Below are 15,241 nucleotides of genomic sequence, written 5' to 3' on the forward strand. Positions count from 1 at the left end.
TCTTTAAACGGACCGATTACTCCAAACAGCTGGACACCATTGTACATATAAATCACGTGATAAATTACAACAATGCAGACCGTGATCCAGCGAATATTATCCAGATATACTCTTCTTGTGTTATCCATACTTTTCCCACCTTTGCAATTATTTTTAACATATTTTAGCATAAAAAGGGTGGTCTTACGACCACCTTTCCTTAACATTTTCTACTGATTTTTGTTAAAAATCATTGCATTATGCATACTTTATTAAGATCGTCAAGTGTATCACTTATATCTCGTAAATCACCATCTGCTCCACGAACAGAAACACCAACACTTTTAAGTGCTGCCTCTGCATCTGACATCTCAGCATCTGTAGTAAGTCCATCCTTACTACGGGATATTCTTGAGAAGATTGTCTTAAAGGCATTACCAATCTGAGAACCAGATACTCTGGTCTTTTCTGCTGTTGTTGATACCAATGCCGCATACTTTTCAAAACTCATACCTGCTTCATTTACAACTGAACCAGACGTTGCAATTGACTGAGAGAATGTGCCACAACCTTTTGAGAAATCTAAAGCAATCTCATCAGGTACTCTTTTCTGAGTGCGTCAGGAACCTTTTCTGACCTCAAAAATAATTATGCTTGTTATTATCATATTCACTTTCTATAAAAAGAAATACTATTTAATTTCTTCTTTGTCAGGATTATTTTTTCTGTTTTCAGTGCTGTTTTTTTCACACGTTACTGTTCACTCCGTTCACAGTAACGTAGCCAAAATTCATTCCAGATTGCCTGCGGCAATGGAATTTTGGCTTGTATGTCTCGGGATTTTGGCATATTCATGCCAAAACACCTCGCGGGACAGTGGTGTGTGAACAGTAACTTTCACACTCAGTAATAACTTCCTTAATCCTTCCACTATGCAAACGTCTTACTATTTTTAATTCTTGTACTTCATACATGGTTGCAACATATAAATAGTCCCCATCTTTATCTAATTTTATCCCAATTAAAATATTATCTTTATAACACTTAATTAATTCAAAAGAACTATTTTCCTTTTCGTTTGGATTAACTCCCGAGGGCTTTCATACTGCTCATATTAAATTGTGATCATTCTACGTTCTCAAACATCTCCGCTAATGTCATGGAGATTTTCGGAAAGTCTTTCAATGTCACCACTGTATCTGCATTATAATGTTCTTCTTCTGAATCATCCTGAAGAATGTAACTGTATTTCAAATCATATTTACCATTTTCCAGATAGTAGATTTCTACAGCCCGCTCTCTTGGTGAAATGATCCAGTATTCCTCAACTCCTGCATTCTGGTAAAGATCCTTTTTGACAGTCTTATCTCTCAATGCAGTCGCAGGACTAAGAGTTTCCACAATAAATCTGGGTGTACCAGTATAGGAACCACCTTTCAAGTGCTTACGGTCACATATAATCATCACATCTGGTATCACATAATCATTATTCTCCTGTGCATGATATTTATAATCCAGATTCTCCATGAAAGCCAAGCACAATGTTCCTTTTAATCCACTTTTTATAATGGAATAAATATTACCATCTACAATCCCATGCTGATAATTTGGTGACGGTGACATATCATAAATCACACCATTGATCTTCTCTTCTTTTCTATATTCCTCTTCAAGTAATGGCATATTCACTCACCTCCTACAATTCCATACTATATCTTAGTAGTCAATCTCATCAAACAGATCTTCAAAGGTTATCTTAATATTGGGAAAATGAACCAATCTTAATTCATCCTTGTTTTCTTCGCTAATAGTTTTCCAGAGATAATATTTGGGAATATCATTCTCATCATAGTCCAGTTCATAAATCTCTATTGTTTTTGTACGCCAATCAACAATCCAATATTCCTCTATCTCCTGTTGCGCATATAATTCCATCTTTTCTGTACGATCATATTTTTCGGTTGATGGAGATAAAACTTCCATAACAAAGCGTGGGGCATCTGTAAATGTATTCCCTCTCCTGGATTTAGTACGACAGTTTATAGAGGCATCAGGAATGACTATCTTATTATTTCCCTCAGCATCTTTAAAACGGTACTGTACATTATTGGAATAAACATAACAAGTGCTGTTTTTTAACTGATATCTGACCGCAGCCACAAAATTGACAATAACTGATGAATGTTCTGGTGTAGCACCTGCCATATCTGTAATCTTTAAATTCCAATCCATTCTATATGCTCCCTTCGATGAAAATAAAGCTTTTTATATTGTCAAGTCTATCATCATTTTGTCTATATCTGTATACGATTTTCCTAGAGAAGGATTCTGTTTCATCTGTTGTACTTCATTAATTGCAGATATAGTCTCACTGTTTGGTATTTCTCTGGTAACTTCTCTTGAATAAATCTCCCTATGTTCTTTATTCAAAATTATCATTTAGCAAGCTCCTTATATGCTTCCATATTCTGTTTAATTAATCGTTCCGAAATTGCTGTCACATCTTCTACGTCTGCTATTTTCTGTGCTTCTGCCAGATTTTTATAATCCTCGTATACGAAATCTGCATTCATATATTCTTTTGCACGTTTTGTCATATTATCACTCATAATTCCATACTTCCGAAATCAATCACAAAATCTTCATAGATTCCCACTTTAACAAAATCCTGTAAGGTATAATCATTAACACTTTCATCACCGGTAAAATTATATACTATAACACGATTCTTCTCAGGATCAACAATCCAATATTCCTTAACACCTGCGGAACGATATTTCAGAAGCTTCAACAGGTAGTCCATTTTCTTACTTGCAGGTGACACAATCTCAATAATCCAATCAGGTGCGCCCTTACATCCTCTATCATCAAGCTTATCTGGATCACAAATTACAGAAATATCTGGCTCTACATAGGTATTACTTCTTTCATCCAGGTAAACAGCAAATGGTGCAGCATAGACCTCGCATTTTCCTTTATGTTCTTCAATATAACGATCAATAATACTGACAAGTCTTGTTGAGATACGCTGATGCTTTCGGCTTGGTGGTGCCATCATATACATACGACCATCAATCAGTTCTGCTCTTTCTCCATCTGGTAAAGCATATATATCATCTATAGTATAAGCTTCTTCTTTCAATAATGGCATGTTATCACCTCCAAGTGAGCTTAGCTATAAATATATTATAATATAGATTATGCCTATTCAGCAACCTGTTTTTTGATTCTGACAAAACTGACAAAACTATATCACTTCCTGGTTCCACTCCACACCATTTGTATCTGTCCATGTGTCTTTTCCATCATAAATATAGACAGTATTAGTACAATCCATGTAACGGCCATCCACTAACTTATAAACAGTAGTTGTTTCTCCCCGCAGATTTATAATTTCAACTACATCCTCTCCGGGATAATCTTCATTTTCTAAACTGGATTCAGTATCCTCGTCTTCAATTTCTTCTGAAAAATCCTCTTGATTTTCATTGTCATCTGCATCCGAGTCAACCGCTTCTGTTGGTTGGTCTTCCACTATATTTTCTTCATTTTCCGGAAGCTGCACAACATCAATAATTGCTTCAATAGTTTCTACCGGTGAATCACTCTAGGGATATCCAGACATATCTCCGCCTGCTGACGCAAGCAATTCATACCAAGAGCGATTGCTGCAAAAATGCCATAAGAACGAGAGCTTTTATCCTTTGCTCCGGCAATAATAATCAAAACCAGAGATACTATGGACAATAAAACAACTATCACTGTCGAAAAAATATGCATCTTAATGCCTACCTGCAGGAGTCTGTTTTTCTTACCCTGAATGCCTATACATACCATCATTGCACACACCAGAGTACATACATTGTACAGACTGCTTAGCTGATTCCATAACTGATGCGATGGTGCATTCGATGCACTAAGGTCACTTACCGCAATAATTCGATAAATTCTTTTTCTTTATCATATGGCATTTTCCTCACAAAACCACTTCAGATAATCGTCCAAAAGATTCTTATCTGTTTCATAGCTGCACTTACCATTGCTCTGATCCAGTTCTGGAACAAATGCCGGATCATTTCGGAGCTGATGCAATACATAATGCTCAAGGCATCCTAGACAATATACATTCCAAAAACTTTCTCTTACCAGATTTTCTACTTTCTGATGTTCTTCCTTTTTCTCTAAACGAATCATAATATTACTTTTTTCCCATTTTTTAGTCTCCTTTCGAATGATTGTAAACAAAAAACCGATAATCCTGAATATTTCTTAACTATCAGTATTAACGACTCTGCGTCTTACGCGTCTGGCTCTCATATTTTTTGTTCTGCAATTTTCATTTCTTCTACAATTTTGTTCAGCATATGTTCAAACTGACCTTTTACTTTCGCTTTATCTGCTGCCCCATCATATACACTATAATAGAAAAACATATTTGCATAAAATTTAACTGCTTTCTCTTCTGGATTTTTTATTTCCATATTTTTGAACAGATCCTTCACGTATTCTGCCGGTCTGGATACCAGATATTGCTGATATAAATTCTGCATCTCTTCACTACGAAACTGCTCTATTGTCAGCATCTCACCCTGTTAAAACACAACTTTTCCAAACGAAGTTAAATGTTCACTATATAAAATCAACTTTACCCAAACAGACCCAGGTAATTACAAGTCTATGCTGGAAGTATATGGATCAGATTCCCCTTTAAGCAAAAAAGCAGCAAACCTTTTTCAAGATTTACTGCTTATATACTGCTGTGATGGGCTGCTGATATTTATATCGATTCCATAAAATACTGCAATCAATCCAGTGCATTTATTATCTTCAAAAGAAAGTTACACATCCAACAGTTCAATCAACTTATCAAGAAATGCCTCTTCCCCTAATGTATTAATTTTGAAAAACACAGCCTGGCTTCCTCCTGCCGTAATTGCAGAAAGTTGAACAGGATCTTCACCGTTTTGAAAAAGTGTAATATTGAGACTCACTCTGTTTCCTCCAGCATAGCTGTAACGTTCAAAAATACGAACACTGCAACGCGCAGTCCCACTTTGAAAATCACTGGCATCTTCTAAAGTTGCTGATATACTGCTATTTAATATTCCGTTTTCGATATTTGAAAGTAACTGATCGAAATCTTCATTTATGCTTCTTTCTATTTTTGCCATACACAAACCTTCCTTTTAAACTTAAATTCGATATATCCTATCACCCATATTCCATATTCTCATGATTCCAAAAAGAGGATCACTTCCTTCTTGCCATATATACCCCTGAAAAGTTGTGTCGTATCCACAATATCCCTCTGTAACGATTTCAAACTCTGCATTAGGGTATTGCTTTTTAAATTCCTCAAATGACATTTCTTTTCCAGAAAAGGATTTCACGCCCTCGAACCCATATGGAGTGTTAAACACCATAATATCGCACTCCTCTTTATCAATCTTTGTGAAGTGAATTAAAAACTTTATCCTCACACGACTGAAGTCGCGTGCTTCCAGACGCTTTAGGCGTCAGACTGAATATCGGCGGATACGCCTGTAACTTAGATGCGCAGTTATGCGCATTTCCCATACCAGATATGGCAGGTTCCTACATTACAGGTAGTCCGCTGTATATCTGCCTGTATCTATGCTACTTTTAAGAGTTCCATTTCTGAATGGAGTTTCCTCAGATCTGCATAGACGCATGAGGTTCTACGCTTTACAGGAGGGACTTTTGCCTCCAGTAAAGACCTTTCCGTTGCCGGAAGGGGTTTTAAAAGTTCCCTTATAAAATATCTAGCTCCTATATTATAGGCTGCTGACAGGTCACAATTATATCGTTTTCCTGTCTAAAAAGTACAGAGGCTGTGATTTTCCCGGTCACGTGTTACCGCCCCGGAACCATCATAAGCCAGTCTGCTGGTATTCCATGCACAAATCCGGGATATCCGCATCCCTTTCCTGTGTGCCTGATGTTCACAGCGTCTTTGGATATCCCGCTTTCTCCACAGGTGCAGTTTCTATTTTTTCTTTCCCGATATCTTCCCCTGCATCTCCAGATACTCGAACACGATCACATCTGCATGGTTTTCTTCCGCATATCTTACAATCGCACCTGCAGTCTTTTTGCCAAGTTCTGTGTTCAGACGTTTCGTATATGCCCATCTTCCCTGTGTCTGCGCAGAGCCATGTTCCCTCTGGAATCTGCGGATCCGTCCCAATGTACGGTACATCCGGTCTTTTTCACTGGGATAATCTATGAATCTTCTTCCCAGGACAGTTCCGTCTGCCCGCATGATGGTACAGACTGCATCGGTATTGATCCCTAAGTCCACACTGCAGATAATCTGTTCTTTCACAGGTGTTTTGGTAAGTGTTACTTCTTCTGTATAGGAAAAACGCAAAAAGTACTTCTGGTGTCTCTTTTCCAGAGTTGGAGCAGATGCCTTTTTCCCCGACCAGTATTTTCTCAGATATTCCATATCTGTATGCTCCAGACGTACACAGAACCATATCCAGTCATGACCGTCATAGAGTTTCAGGTATGCTTCGTCTTTCCCTTCCGCTCCCTCACGGTACATGACATCACGGTAGAAGACCGGCATGGCGTGGTTTTCATATACAAGCCTTGGTTTCCCACTCTTTCCGTCTGTCTTTTCCCACAGATCCAGCCGTGTTTTATAAGAGGATACTGTCCCCAGTGCATGCTGAATGGCAGATCTGCGCAGATAGGAAGGCATCTTTGGGAACCGGATATCAAAATCAAAACAGGCATGGTTTTTCTTCGTAGTATGTACCAGATGTTCTGCAGCATTAAAACGCCTCTTTGCATCCGGGATTTCTGCTAATTCTTCCCATACCTGCACATAGATCCCAATCAGATAGCTGACAGCAGAACGGTAGATCTCCAGTGTCTGGCGGATCGGGATATTCTGTTTTCGTAATTCTACACCATAACTGGATATTATCTGCATTTTTATTTCTCCCTGATAACTCTTTTCTCAGATTCTGTTGTTTTTTCTATTACCCATGGCTATATTTTAGCACATATAGCGCTAAAAATAAACATATGTTTTCCTTTGGGTAAAAAATTTGCGCGTCTAACTCATCACTACTACTTTTACTTTTTTGCGGATCTTTCCAGATTTCACTGTGATATAGGCTGTTCCCTTTTTCTTTCCAGTGATCACACCACTGGAACTTACCGTTGCGATCTTCTTATTCGAAAAACTGTAGGTAACCTTCTCCTGGGAAGTAATCGGGCTGATGACTGGTTTCAACGTAAGTTTTTTATTCCTTGCAACGGTCACGCTGGATTTCAGTCCGGTGATTTTTGTTGTTCTTACCGTTGTTTTCTGCACAGTAACGGAAATGACCTGTTTCTTGCCACTGGCCAGTGTAATGGTCACTTTGATTATTATTTGAATTCCAGCCCTCAGCCTTTTCATTGACAGAGGGCTATTTGGGGCTTAACAATTATTGAGCATCCCTTAACTGATCTACAATGCTGCATTTCGCTGCGTTATCATACATCATGCAAGGAATCAGCCACCCAAGCAGAAGAAATACCGGAATTGTCAGCAGGACAGGCAGAACGGTGAACCGATACTCAAAGAACCAGAACATACTGCCCAGCATTTTCCCCGCAAGAGGTCCCACCGCCAGTGAAAGCACAAAGGCCACCGATACGGAAGACATTGCGTAAAACAACCCCTCGTAGATCAGCATGGTTTTGAGCTGTCGGGGCGTCATTCCTACAGCCTGAAGCACAGCAAATTCCCGGCGGCGGGAAAGAATACCGGTCATCATGGCGTTGAAGAAATTTAAGAGTCCCACCAGCCCAATGATAGCACAAAGGATACCACCGATCAGAAGGAACATCTGCCGGAACTGAGCAAACTCAGAGCGAACCGTGGCTTTGCTTTCATACATCAAGGGCGAAAACTCACCGGCCGTGAGCTTTGACAGATATTGCTCTGCTTCGGCCTCGTCAACTTCGTCCGCTGTGTCGAACAGGTAGAGCATCGGAATGGCTGCACCACCGCTGTCCCTCTGTGCGGTGTCCACAGACAAAACTGCATCATAGCCAACGCCGCTATAACGATAACTCATGGAATTCGGAAGTTCTACCAAGGCGCAGACCGTGTACTCTACATCTCTGGCTCCATACAGTTTTTTCTGACGGTACTCCTCCGGTGTATCTTCGGTGCGGAGTTCTCCGGTGCGGCTGTCGATATATTTCACATCATCCGCATAGGTAGCCGTGATCGTGTCTCCCACCTTGGGGTAGTATTCAGGATTGAGCAGATTACCGTAGTCATCTAAGGAAACCGCAATGGCAATGGCGTTATTGTCCGGCTCCAGCAAAGGAGAAATATCTCCGTCGAGCACTTGCAGCTTGTCAAACAGACTGTTATCCAGAGCCTCGATTCTGGTATCTCCCATCACCATATTGCCCCGGTGCTCCATGCGGCTCATATGGCTGTCCAACTGCTCGGCGCTTTCGTACCTTGCATAGTCCTGCCGCAGAGCATCCTCCGTCATCCACAGATATGCGGGTTTTCGCACAGCATATCCCGTGCCGGAAAGACTGGCCTTTGTGTTTGCTGCGATCTCTCCGATCTGTTCTGGCGTGATGAATTCATCTGCTGGGTTATAACGAAAATAGTCGGGAGTGCTGACGATAAAATCGGCGCAGGTCATGGAGGATACATACTTCTCCATGCTGAAGCCGCCCACAAAGGCACACAGCGCATTGAACAGTGTCACCGACAGTGCCAGAGACAACACCACCAGTACCGTCTTTTTCTTGTTTCGTCCCAGATTGGCAAAGGCCATCTGATGAAGCTTTGCTCCTCGGATGCTGCGCCGTTTTTTCTTGGTCTGCATCACATCCGTATATTTGGTAGCCTCCACCGGAGAGACCTTGGCTGCCATTTTTCCGGGCTTGGAACAGGACAAAAGCACCGTCAACAAGGCGAACAGCATAGAACCAAGGAAGATCACAGGCGAAGTGCTGATGGTGGTGATGCCTGTATTCAACTGGATGGAGTGCAAGACAACAGGCACCAAAACAGCGCCGATGCCGTAGCCCAGCAGCAGCCCCGCCGGAATGCCGATCAGACAAAGCAGAAGTGCCTGCTGGCGAATGATGCGTTTGAGCTGCCGGGGCGTTGTGCCAATGGTTTTCAGAAGTCCGTAAAACCGGATGTCCCCTGCAACAGAGATCTGAAAAATGTTATAGATGATAAGATACCCCGTGAAAATCACCAGCAGCAAAAAAGCTGCTATGGCGATCATCAGCTCTGGATCGAGCTGCGACTCCAGCTGGGATGAGGTATATCCCCAGTTGACGCCGATCCGGACGCTGTTGGGATCAGTATAGCTGTCCCATGTGTAGCCAAGATCGGTATCCACCTGCTCCATCTGCCCTTGAATGTTTGTGCCGGAGGTCAGCATGACATTCAAATCGGTGCGGAAAGGCTGTAAACCTGTTTTCACTGCCTGCGCTTCGATGTCATCTGCGTAATCACGGCTGATGTTGATGTAGTGAACAGGCATTAGTTCATCATATTCCCAATAGCCCACCAGCGTAAAGGTATCTGTTACAGTAAAGGCGGTTTGATCCTTGTCCGTGATGGAATAGGAAACCGTGACCTCGGCGCCCAGCTCCGGCGTTACGCCAAGCAGCTGCAACGCTGCCGTATCCATGGCTACTTCTTTGCCGCTTTCGGGCATCCGCCCGGTAGTAGGGGTGGCATAGCTCCATTTGGTGCAGTTGGCATCCATGTAGCTGATCTCTGCAGGCGTTTTGGAAAAGACACCATCCACAGTAATGCCGATCACCTTCCGTGCCCCCGCAGCCTTCACCTTTGGATGAGCAGCGATACGTTCCGCCTGCTCGGGGGAAACATCTTTAAAGGTACCGTGTGCATAGCCACCTACCTGCCGAAACTGGTAGGTTTCATAACTGGCGTTCAACGACAAGACAATGGTGAACATGGACGTAAATAGCATCGTTGTCAGCGCAATGGCAAAAATGGCGATCAGATTGCGGCGGCGGTTCGCATAAAGGGATTTTAAGCTGAGCTTTCGAATACATTTTCTGTTTTTGACATTCATCGTAGCCACCTCCCGTTAGTTCTGGGAGACGATCCGACCATCTTCGATACGGATAATGCGGTCTGCCATCTGCGCAATTTCTTCGTTGTGAGTGATCATTACGATTGTCTGGGCGAACTTTTGACTGGTGACTTTCAAAAGGCTCAATACATCCTGGCTGGTTTTGGAATCCAGATTGCCGGTGGGTTCATCTGCCAGAATGATAGCGGGTGCTGCCGCCAGCGCACGGGCAATGGCTACTCGCTGCTGTTGACCGCCTGAGAGCTGATTGGGCAGGGCATCCAGACGGTCGCTCAGTCCAAGCGTCTGCACGATCTGCTGCACAAAAGCCTTGTTTACCTTTCCGCCATCCAGTTCAGTGGGTAGAATGATATTTTCATATACATTCAGCACCGGAACAAGATTGTAGCTCTGAAATACAAAGCCGATTTTCCTGCGGCGGAAGATGGTCAGCGCTTCCTCCTTCAGGGAGAAAATATCCTGTCCGTCCACTATGACCGTGCCGCTTGTAGGGCGATCCAGCCCGCCCAGCATATGCAACAGCGTGGATTTTCCGGATCCGGATGTGCCGACAATTGCAACAAACTCTCCCTTCTTCACACTTAAATCAACTCCATCCAACGCATGAACTGCGTTATTACCGGAGCCATAAATCTTTTTCAGGTCTTTTGCCTGTAAAACCTCCATAAACGAGTACCTCCATGAAAAAATCTGTATGTATGAAAGGAAATGATCCTTTGATACATACAGATTATCGCATAGGATTCTTTCCACATTCTTTCCGGCAGAAAATGAAATCTAACAGTTTTGATAGAATTGTTGTTATTTCGGCAGAAATATGGAAAACGTACTTCCTTTTCCCGAAACGGAAGCAACCTTGATATAACCGCTCTCACCGGATATAATCTGTCGGGCAAGGTATAAGCCGATGCCAACCCCTTCTTGTTCCTGAACAGCATTTGAACGATAAAAACGGGAAAATATCTTTGCCTGCTCGTTTTCCGGGATACCTGAACCGGTATCCGATATATCGATCCTTGTAAACATTTCGTAACTTACGGTAGAAATCGTGATTATTCCATGCTCCGTATATTTGATGGCATTGTCTACAATATTAGCCAGTGCTTCCGCTGTCCATTTGAAGTCAAATGTAGCGGAAATATCTGTATCGTACAGATATATGGATAATCCTTTTCCAGAAGCCTTGGCGGCATATTGTTCTACTACGCTTTCAAGCAGCGGCTGAAGTGATGCTTGCTGAGGGGAAAGTGAAATAATCCCATTTTCCAGTCTGGAAAGTTTTACGAGAGAATCAATCAGAAATCGTAGCTTTTCCGATTGTTTGTACAGTGCCTCCACGTTTTCCTTTGCCGATGCAGGCAGAGTTTCCTCCATCAAAAGCTCGCTGTATAACAGCAGGTTTGCAATCGGCGTTTTCGTCTGGTGGGAAATGTCCGCAATCAAGGATTTGATTTTGTCTTTTTCCTGTGCCATATTTCGAGAAGATGCTTCTGCGGCAGAAAGATAGTGTGCAAACTTTGTTTCCAAAGCAGACAGCTGGCTTTCATCAAAAGCGATTTCAGAAAAAGAACCGGTCATGGCAGCGTCCAGCATCCTTTCGATTTCTTCCATCGTTTTTCTGACCTTTCTCCGCTCCCATAATACAACAGCTGCCGCCGCCAGAGAACACAGCAGTATGATCACAATGCCGGTTTTATTCATCTTTTGTCACCCAGCTATAACCGATTCCATAGACGGTTTTAATGTATTTCTGTGCCCCAAGCTTATCCCTCAGACGCTTGATCGTAACAGACAAAGCATTTTCATCCACATATTCAGCACCATCTGTCCAGATCCTGTCTACAAGGTCTCCACGGGTCATGGTTCGACCACGATTTTCAACAAGCAGACGCAGTAATTTTTGTTCTGTTTTACTCAATTCCACTTTTGAATCTCCCACATAAAAGGTCATTGCTTCAAAGTCAAAGTGAAAAAGATCAATATGGATCGGTGCATTTTTATGGCTTGACGTTTGCTTTCGCAGTTGGGTATTCACCCTTGCCCGCAAAACCGAAAGAGAAAAGGGCTTGGTAATGTAATCATCAGCGCCCCTCTCCAGTCCGTCCACGATGTCCAGATCGGTATCATTGGCAGTCAGCAGAATAACAGGAATCCCGGGTGTGGTTTCCTTGACCTCCCGTAGCAATTCAAGCCCACTGCCATCCGGCAGATTGATATCTAACAGGATCAGGGATACACCGCCGCAAAGCAGCTGCTCCTTCGCCGTTTTCAGGTCTTTGCAGGAAATAACCTTCCGATCATCTACTTTCAGTGCTTTGCATAAACCTTGATTCAAACCAATATCATCTTCAACAATCAATAATTGCTCCATATATCTCACTCCCTCGTTACTCAAAGGTATTCGGCAAAGATAATAAAAAGACACAAAAATAACCGCTTCAGCCTCGCAAACTGAACGGTTATTTTCAATCAATTAAGTATGTGGACAAACCGTCTATCGGTAGCACTCTTTTTCTATAATCATATTAGCATGCATGTGTGGAAATGTCAAAATTTTTCTTCATTCTCTTGGTTATTAATCTCCTTGATCAGCTGTACTGCCTTCTCTGCATCATAGGTTTTCACGAGTATATCCACACCATATATTCCAAATCCAGGTGCTCCATGCATTGCAACATTCGCACCTGCTTCCTGGGAAAAAGCTTCTATTCCACTTTGCTTTAACATTTCTACGAGCTGTTCTGTCTCTACTATATTCTGTGCATTATAAATCTTTGTCCATTCTGTCTTAGATTGGGAAGTTTCTTTTCTCTCCTGAACATTTGGTGAATTCTGATTTCTTTTTCGATTAATAAATGCTAAGGTCCTAAGAATAATAAATGACACAATAGTAATACCTATCAGAAATCCCAATGCCAATCGTGTTATCTGTGTTTCTGTAGCTCCCATTCTAAATAAACATATACCATAGATGACTGTAAATCTTGTGTAAGATTCTTTTCTTTACGACATTGCTTTAAAAAAGCTCCAATCTTTTTTGTATCCATGTCTCTACCTCCCTTCCTCTTACAGCTTACCAATATGCACCAAAATTACCACGACATAAAACGAGAATCCGCTAATTTTCAACCGGACATCGTATGTCTAAAACAAATAAACAGCATTTTCACCCCGAAAACATTCTATTTTTCTATAAATTATCTTTCTCTTTTATGTCTCTCCATAAGCAACAGAATAAACATAATAAACCATATCGCACATGCAATTAAACATCCGATTCCTGGTTTATCTGTACTCCTGCAATCATTTCCTGCAAAGAATCCTTTTATTTCAATTTTTATAATGTTTCAAGAAAACGCATGAATGCTTCTCTTCCCTCGGTCGTACATTTGTATACTCCTGCATCTTCCAGAACATGGGTAAATACGATTCCAATCTCTTTCTGAAGAATGCCATGGATGTCTTCTTTTGTGATTTCCGGATATTTCGGAGGAAACTTCTTAACCCACTCTGCATGTTTCTCAATCTGTTCATTTGAAGAAATATCTTTGCCTTCGAGAATATACTCTTCCAAAAGTTCCATCTCACCTTTTAATCTGGCCGGAAGAACTGCAAGTCCCATAACTTCGATCAGACCGATATTTTCTTTCTTAATATGATGATATTCTGCATGCGGATGGTACACTCCCAGCGGATGTTCTTCTGTTGTGATGTTGTTCCTTAATGTCAGATCCAGTTCGTAGGTATCACCTACTTTACGTGCAATTGGTGTAATTGTATTATGTGGTTCTCCATTGGTCTCAGCATAAATAAATGCTTTTTCATCGGTATAGCCTCTCCATACTTCCAGCACATGTGTTGCCAGATCTACCAAACGGTTGAAATCTTTATGTCGAATACGAAGCACAGATAATGGCCATTTTACAATTCCAGCCTCTACATCTTCAAATCCCGGAAGTACCACGTGCTGCTCAATTGGTGCTTTTGCCATTGCAAATGTATAATGTCCACCCTGGAAATGATCATGGCTTAGGATCGAACCACCTACGATCGGCAGGTCTGCATTAGATCCAAGGAAATAATGCGGAAACAGTTTTACAAAATCAAACAGTTTAATGAATGCATTTCTCTCGATTTTCATTGGAGTATGCTGGCAGTTAAACACAATGCAATGCTCATTGTAATACACATACGGAGAATACTGGAATCCCCAAGGAGTATCATTGATTGTGATCGGAATAATTCTGTGGTTCTGCCTTGCCGGATGATTAACACGTCCCGCATATCCTTCATTTTCCGGGCAAAGAAGACATTTCGGATAACTTCCGGATTTTACATTCCTTGCCGCGGCAATTGCTTTTGGATCTTTTTCCGGTTTGGACAAATTGATGGTAATATCAATCTCACCGTATGGACTGTCTACCTTCCACTTTTGATCCTTCTCTACACGATACCTGCGGATATAATTGCTGTCCTGACTCAGCTTATAAAAATAATCAGTAGCTTTCTTCGGGCTTTCTGCATATTTGTCCCAGAATTCTTTTTGTACCTGACCCGGACGTGGCATCAGACAGTTCATCAATCTGGTATCAAATAAATCCCGGTATACAATACTGTCCTCGATCAGACCTCTTTTTACGGCTTCATCCAGCAATTCGTCCAATGTTTCTTCAAGATTAACAGGTTCCTCAATGTTGTCCGGTTTTTCATAATCATCTTCATGAAAAACATCCAGCAGAAGATTTGTTGTGTAGTTTCTTTCACATTCCGGTGTCAGACCTGTTGTAATCCCATACTGTACCAGTTTTGCAATGCTTTCACTTAACATTTTTCTTCCTCCTGTGCTTCACTTTTAAATTTATATTTTTGGTAACATATATACCGATTTCCCTGATAAGTCAGCATACCTCGATCGCCTTTTTCCAGTTCACGAAAATCTCCCTGTTGCATTTGAAATTCCATCAAACTTCCATCTGTCATCTCAAATACAACGCGAAACCAAGGTACATGTGCTTCAGACTGCATATGGGTATAGATTCCTTGCTTCTTTTCAACGTAAGCGCTTAAATTTTAGGTATGATAGAAAAAATCCCCGACTACTTTCCAGTAGTCGGAGCACCTTGACAATTCAC

21 protein-coding genes and 2 pseudogenes are annotated in these 15,241 nt (G+C 41.6%); all 23 read right to left on the reverse strand.

Going from position 1 to position 15,241, the window contains the following annotated elements; translation table 11 throughout:
- Positions 1-229: 229 nt before the first annotated feature.
- Positions 230-571 carry a phage tail tape measure protein gene (locus tag I4V44_RS16120; RefSeq protein ID WP_196002966.1) on the reverse strand — a complete coding sequence of 114 codons (342 nt, stop codon included), beginning with the start codon at positions 569-571 and terminating at the stop codon, positions 230-232.
- Between the two features lie 259 nt (positions 572-830).
- Positions 831-1,058: pseudogene (locus tag I4V44_RS18385) on the reverse strand (hypothetical protein); the annotation flags it as partial.
- Positions 1,059-1,104: 46 nt separating this feature from the next.
- Positions 1,105-1,662: a Uma2 family endonuclease gene (locus tag I4V44_RS16130; protein WP_118571103.1), complete on the reverse strand. Its 558-nt coding sequence runs from the start codon at positions 1,660-1,662 to the stop codon at positions 1,105-1,107.
- 33 nt (positions 1,663-1,695) lie between these two features.
- Positions 1,696-2,211: a Uma2 family endonuclease gene (locus I4V44_RS16135; RefSeq protein WP_062807789.1), complete on the reverse strand. Its 516-nt coding sequence runs from the start codon at positions 2,209-2,211 to the stop codon at positions 1,696-1,698.
- Positions 2,212-2,244: 33 nt separating this feature from the next.
- Positions 2,245-2,418 carry a hypothetical protein gene (locus tag I4V44_RS16140; RefSeq protein WP_008703579.1) on the reverse strand — a complete coding sequence of 58 codons (174 nt, stop codon included), beginning with the start codon at positions 2,416-2,418 and terminating at the stop codon, positions 2,245-2,247.
- Positions 2,415-2,588, reverse strand: a complete 174-nt coding sequence (locus tag I4V44_RS17690; RefSeq protein ID WP_008703580.1) for a hypothetical protein — start codon at positions 2,586-2,588, stop codon at positions 2,415-2,417. Before I4V44_RS17690 ends, I4V44_RS16140 begins: the two co-directional genes overlap by 4 nt.
- The gene (locus I4V44_RS16150) at positions 2,585-3,130 is read right to left on the reverse strand and encodes a Uma2 family endonuclease (RefSeq protein ID WP_055053606.1); all 546 of its coding nucleotides are present in this window, start codon (positions 3,128-3,130) and stop codon (positions 2,585-2,587) included. The genes I4V44_RS17690 and I4V44_RS16150 overlap by 4 nt, the downstream gene beginning before the upstream one ends.
- Positions 3,131-3,226: 96 nt before the next feature.
- Positions 3,227-3,514 carry a hypothetical protein gene (locus I4V44_RS16155; protein WP_128865949.1) on the reverse strand — a complete coding sequence of 96 codons (288 nt, stop codon included), beginning with the start codon at positions 3,512-3,514 and terminating at the stop codon, positions 3,227-3,229.
- A 56-nt stretch (positions 3,515-3,570) separates the two neighbouring features.
- Positions 3,571-3,819 carry a hypothetical protein gene (locus I4V44_RS16160; RefSeq protein WP_119241210.1) on the reverse strand — a complete coding sequence of 83 codons (249 nt, stop codon included), beginning with the start codon at positions 3,817-3,819 and terminating at the stop codon, positions 3,571-3,573.
- Positions 3,820-3,939: 120 nt separating this feature from the next.
- Entirely contained in the window at positions 3,940-4,173 is a 234-nt protein-coding gene (locus I4V44_RS17950) for a hypothetical protein (protein WP_319017516.1), read from the reverse strand.
- A gap of 119 nt (positions 4,174-4,292) precedes the next feature.
- On the reverse strand, positions 4,293-4,562 hold the full coding sequence (locus I4V44_RS16170) for a hypothetical protein (RefSeq protein WP_243280304.1): 270 nt from the start codon (positions 4,560-4,562) through the stop codon (positions 4,293-4,295).
- A gap of 255 nt (positions 4,563-4,817) precedes the next feature.
- Positions 4,818-5,150, reverse strand: coding sequence for a DUF6054 family protein (locus tag I4V44_RS16175; protein ID WP_019162084.1), 333 nt, complete (start codon positions 5,148-5,150; stop codon positions 4,818-4,820).
- A 21-nt stretch (positions 5,151-5,171) separates the two neighbouring features.
- A complete protein-coding gene (locus tag I4V44_RS16180) occupies positions 5,172-5,402 on the reverse strand; it encodes a hypothetical protein (protein ID WP_161234539.1) in 231 nt (76 codons plus the stop codon).
- 584 nt (positions 5,403-5,986) lie between these two features.
- Complete coding sequence (locus I4V44_RS16185; protein ID WP_243280305.1) at positions 5,987-6,940, reverse strand: transposase; 954 nt, start codon at positions 6,938-6,940, stop codon at positions 5,987-5,989.
- 126 nt (positions 6,941-7,066) lie between these two features.
- Entirely contained in the window at positions 7,067-7,327 is a 261-nt protein-coding gene (locus tag I4V44_RS16190; protein WP_271724968.1) for an Ig-like domain-containing protein, read from the reverse strand.
- 115 nt (positions 7,328-7,442) lie between these two features.
- Positions 7,443-10,088, reverse strand: a complete 2,646-nt coding sequence (locus tag I4V44_RS16195) for an ABC transporter permease (RefSeq protein ID WP_196002964.1) — start codon at positions 10,086-10,088, stop codon at positions 7,443-7,445.
- A 15-nt stretch (positions 10,089-10,103) separates the two neighbouring features.
- Positions 10,104-10,775: an ABC transporter ATP-binding protein gene (locus I4V44_RS16200; protein ID WP_055053974.1), complete on the reverse strand. Its 672-nt coding sequence runs from the start codon at positions 10,773-10,775 to the stop codon at positions 10,104-10,106.
- A 135-nt stretch (positions 10,776-10,910) separates the two neighbouring features.
- A complete protein-coding gene (locus tag I4V44_RS16205) occupies positions 10,911-11,810 on the reverse strand; it encodes a sensor histidine kinase (protein WP_196002965.1) in 900 nt (299 codons plus the stop codon).
- Complete coding sequence (locus I4V44_RS16210) at positions 11,803-12,480, reverse strand: response regulator transcription factor (protein ID WP_055053976.1); 678 nt, start codon at positions 12,478-12,480, stop codon at positions 11,803-11,805. Before I4V44_RS16210 ends, I4V44_RS16205 begins: the two co-directional genes overlap by 8 nt.
- A 176-nt stretch (positions 12,481-12,656) precedes the next feature.
- Positions 12,657-13,028: a putative signal transducing protein gene (locus tag I4V44_RS16215; RefSeq protein ID WP_243280306.1), complete on the reverse strand. Its 372-nt coding sequence runs from the start codon at positions 13,026-13,028 to the stop codon at positions 12,657-12,659.
- Between the two features lie 5 nt (positions 13,029-13,033).
- Positions 13,034-13,156, reverse strand: a complete 123-nt coding sequence (locus tag I4V44_RS17810; protein ID WP_271724970.1) for a hypothetical protein — start codon at positions 13,154-13,156, stop codon at positions 13,034-13,036.
- Positions 13,157-13,446: 290 nt separating this feature from the next.
- Positions 13,447-14,937 (reverse strand): UDP-glucose--hexose-1-phosphate uridylyltransferase, encoded by a 1,491-nt coding sequence (gene galT / locus I4V44_RS16220; RefSeq protein ID WP_118592827.1) that lies wholly within the window; start codon positions 14,935-14,937, stop codon positions 13,447-13,449.
- A pseudogene (locus tag I4V44_RS16225) lies at positions 14,931-15,155 on the reverse strand (DUF2500 family protein); the annotation flags it as partial. The gene galT and the pseudogene I4V44_RS16225, both read right to left, overlap by 7 nt.
- Positions 15,156-15,241: the final 86 nt, after the last annotated feature.

It is taken from the genome of Blautia sp. 1001283B150304_161114_C9 (genome assembly GCF_015668165.1).
In the GTDB taxonomy this organism is placed as follows: Bacteria; Bacillota; Clostridia; order Lachnospirales; family Lachnospiraceae; genus Blautia_A; species Blautia_A wexlerae.

What these genes read in the sequence shown, in the direction of transcription:
- I4V44_RS16130 (WP_118571103.1), bottom strand. Translation starts at nt 1,662, where the DNA reads ATGCCATTACTTGAAGAGGAATATAGAAAAGAAGAGAAGATCAATGGT.
- I4V44_RS16135 (WP_062807789.1), bottom strand. Translation starts at nt 2,211, where the DNA reads ATGGATTGGAATTTAAAGATTACAGATATGGCAGGTGCTACACCAGAA.
- I4V44_RS16140 (WP_008703579.1), bottom strand. Translation starts at nt 2,418, where the DNA reads ATGATAATTTTGAATAAAGAACATAGGGAGATTTATTCAAGAGAAGTT.
- I4V44_RS17690 (WP_008703580.1), bottom strand. Translation starts at nt 2,588, where the DNA reads ATGAGTGATAATATGACAAAACGTGCAAAAGAATATATGAATGCAGAT.
- I4V44_RS16150 (WP_055053606.1), bottom strand. Translation starts at nt 3,130, where the DNA reads ATGCCATTATTGAAAGAAGAAGCTTATACTATAGATGATATATATGCT.
- I4V44_RS16160 (WP_119241210.1), bottom strand. Translation starts at nt 3,819, where the DNA reads ATGATGGTATGTATAGGCATTCAGGGTAAGAAAAACAGACTCCTGCAG.
- I4V44_RS17950 (WP_319017516.1), bottom strand. Translation starts at nt 4,173, where the DNA reads ATGATTCGTTTAGAGAAAAAGGAAGAACATCAGAAAGTAGAAAATCTG.
- I4V44_RS16170 (WP_243280304.1), bottom strand. Translation starts at nt 4,562, where the DNA reads ATGCTGACAATAGAGCAGTTTCGTAGTGAAGAGATGCAGAATTTATAT.
- I4V44_RS16175 (WP_019162084.1), bottom strand. Translation starts at nt 5,150, where the DNA reads ATGGCAAAAATAGAAAGAAGCATAAATGAAGATTTCGATCAGTTACTT.
- I4V44_RS16180 (WP_161234539.1), bottom strand. Translation starts at nt 5,402, where the DNA reads ATGGTGTTTAACACTCCATATGGGTTCGAGGGCGTGAAATCCTTTTCT.
- I4V44_RS16185 (WP_243280305.1), bottom strand. Translation starts at nt 6,940, where the DNA reads ATGCAGATAATATCCAGTTATGGTGTAGAATTACGAAAACAGAATATC.
- I4V44_RS16195 (WP_196002964.1), bottom strand. Translation starts at nt 10,088, where the DNA reads ATGAATGTCAAAAACAGAAAATGTATTCGAAAGCTCAGCTTAAAATCC.
- I4V44_RS16200 (WP_055053974.1), bottom strand. Translation starts at nt 10,775, where the DNA reads ATGGAGGTTTTACAGGCAAAAGACCTGAAAAAGATTTATGGCTCCGGT.
- I4V44_RS16205 (WP_196002965.1), bottom strand. Translation starts at nt 11,810, where the DNA reads ATGAATAAAACCGGCATTGTGATCATACTGCTGTGTTCTCTGGCGGCG.
- I4V44_RS16210 (WP_055053976.1), bottom strand. Translation starts at nt 12,480, where the DNA reads ATGGAGCAATTATTGATTGTTGAAGATGATATTGGTTTGAATCAAGGT.
- I4V44_RS17810 (WP_271724970.1), bottom strand. Translation starts at nt 13,156, where the DNA reads ATGGATACAAAAAAGATTGGAGCTTTTTTAAAGCAATGTCGTAAAGAA.
- galT (WP_118592827.1), bottom strand. Translation starts at nt 14,937, where the DNA reads ATGTTAAGTGAAAGCATTGCAAAACTGGTACAGTATGGGATTACAACA.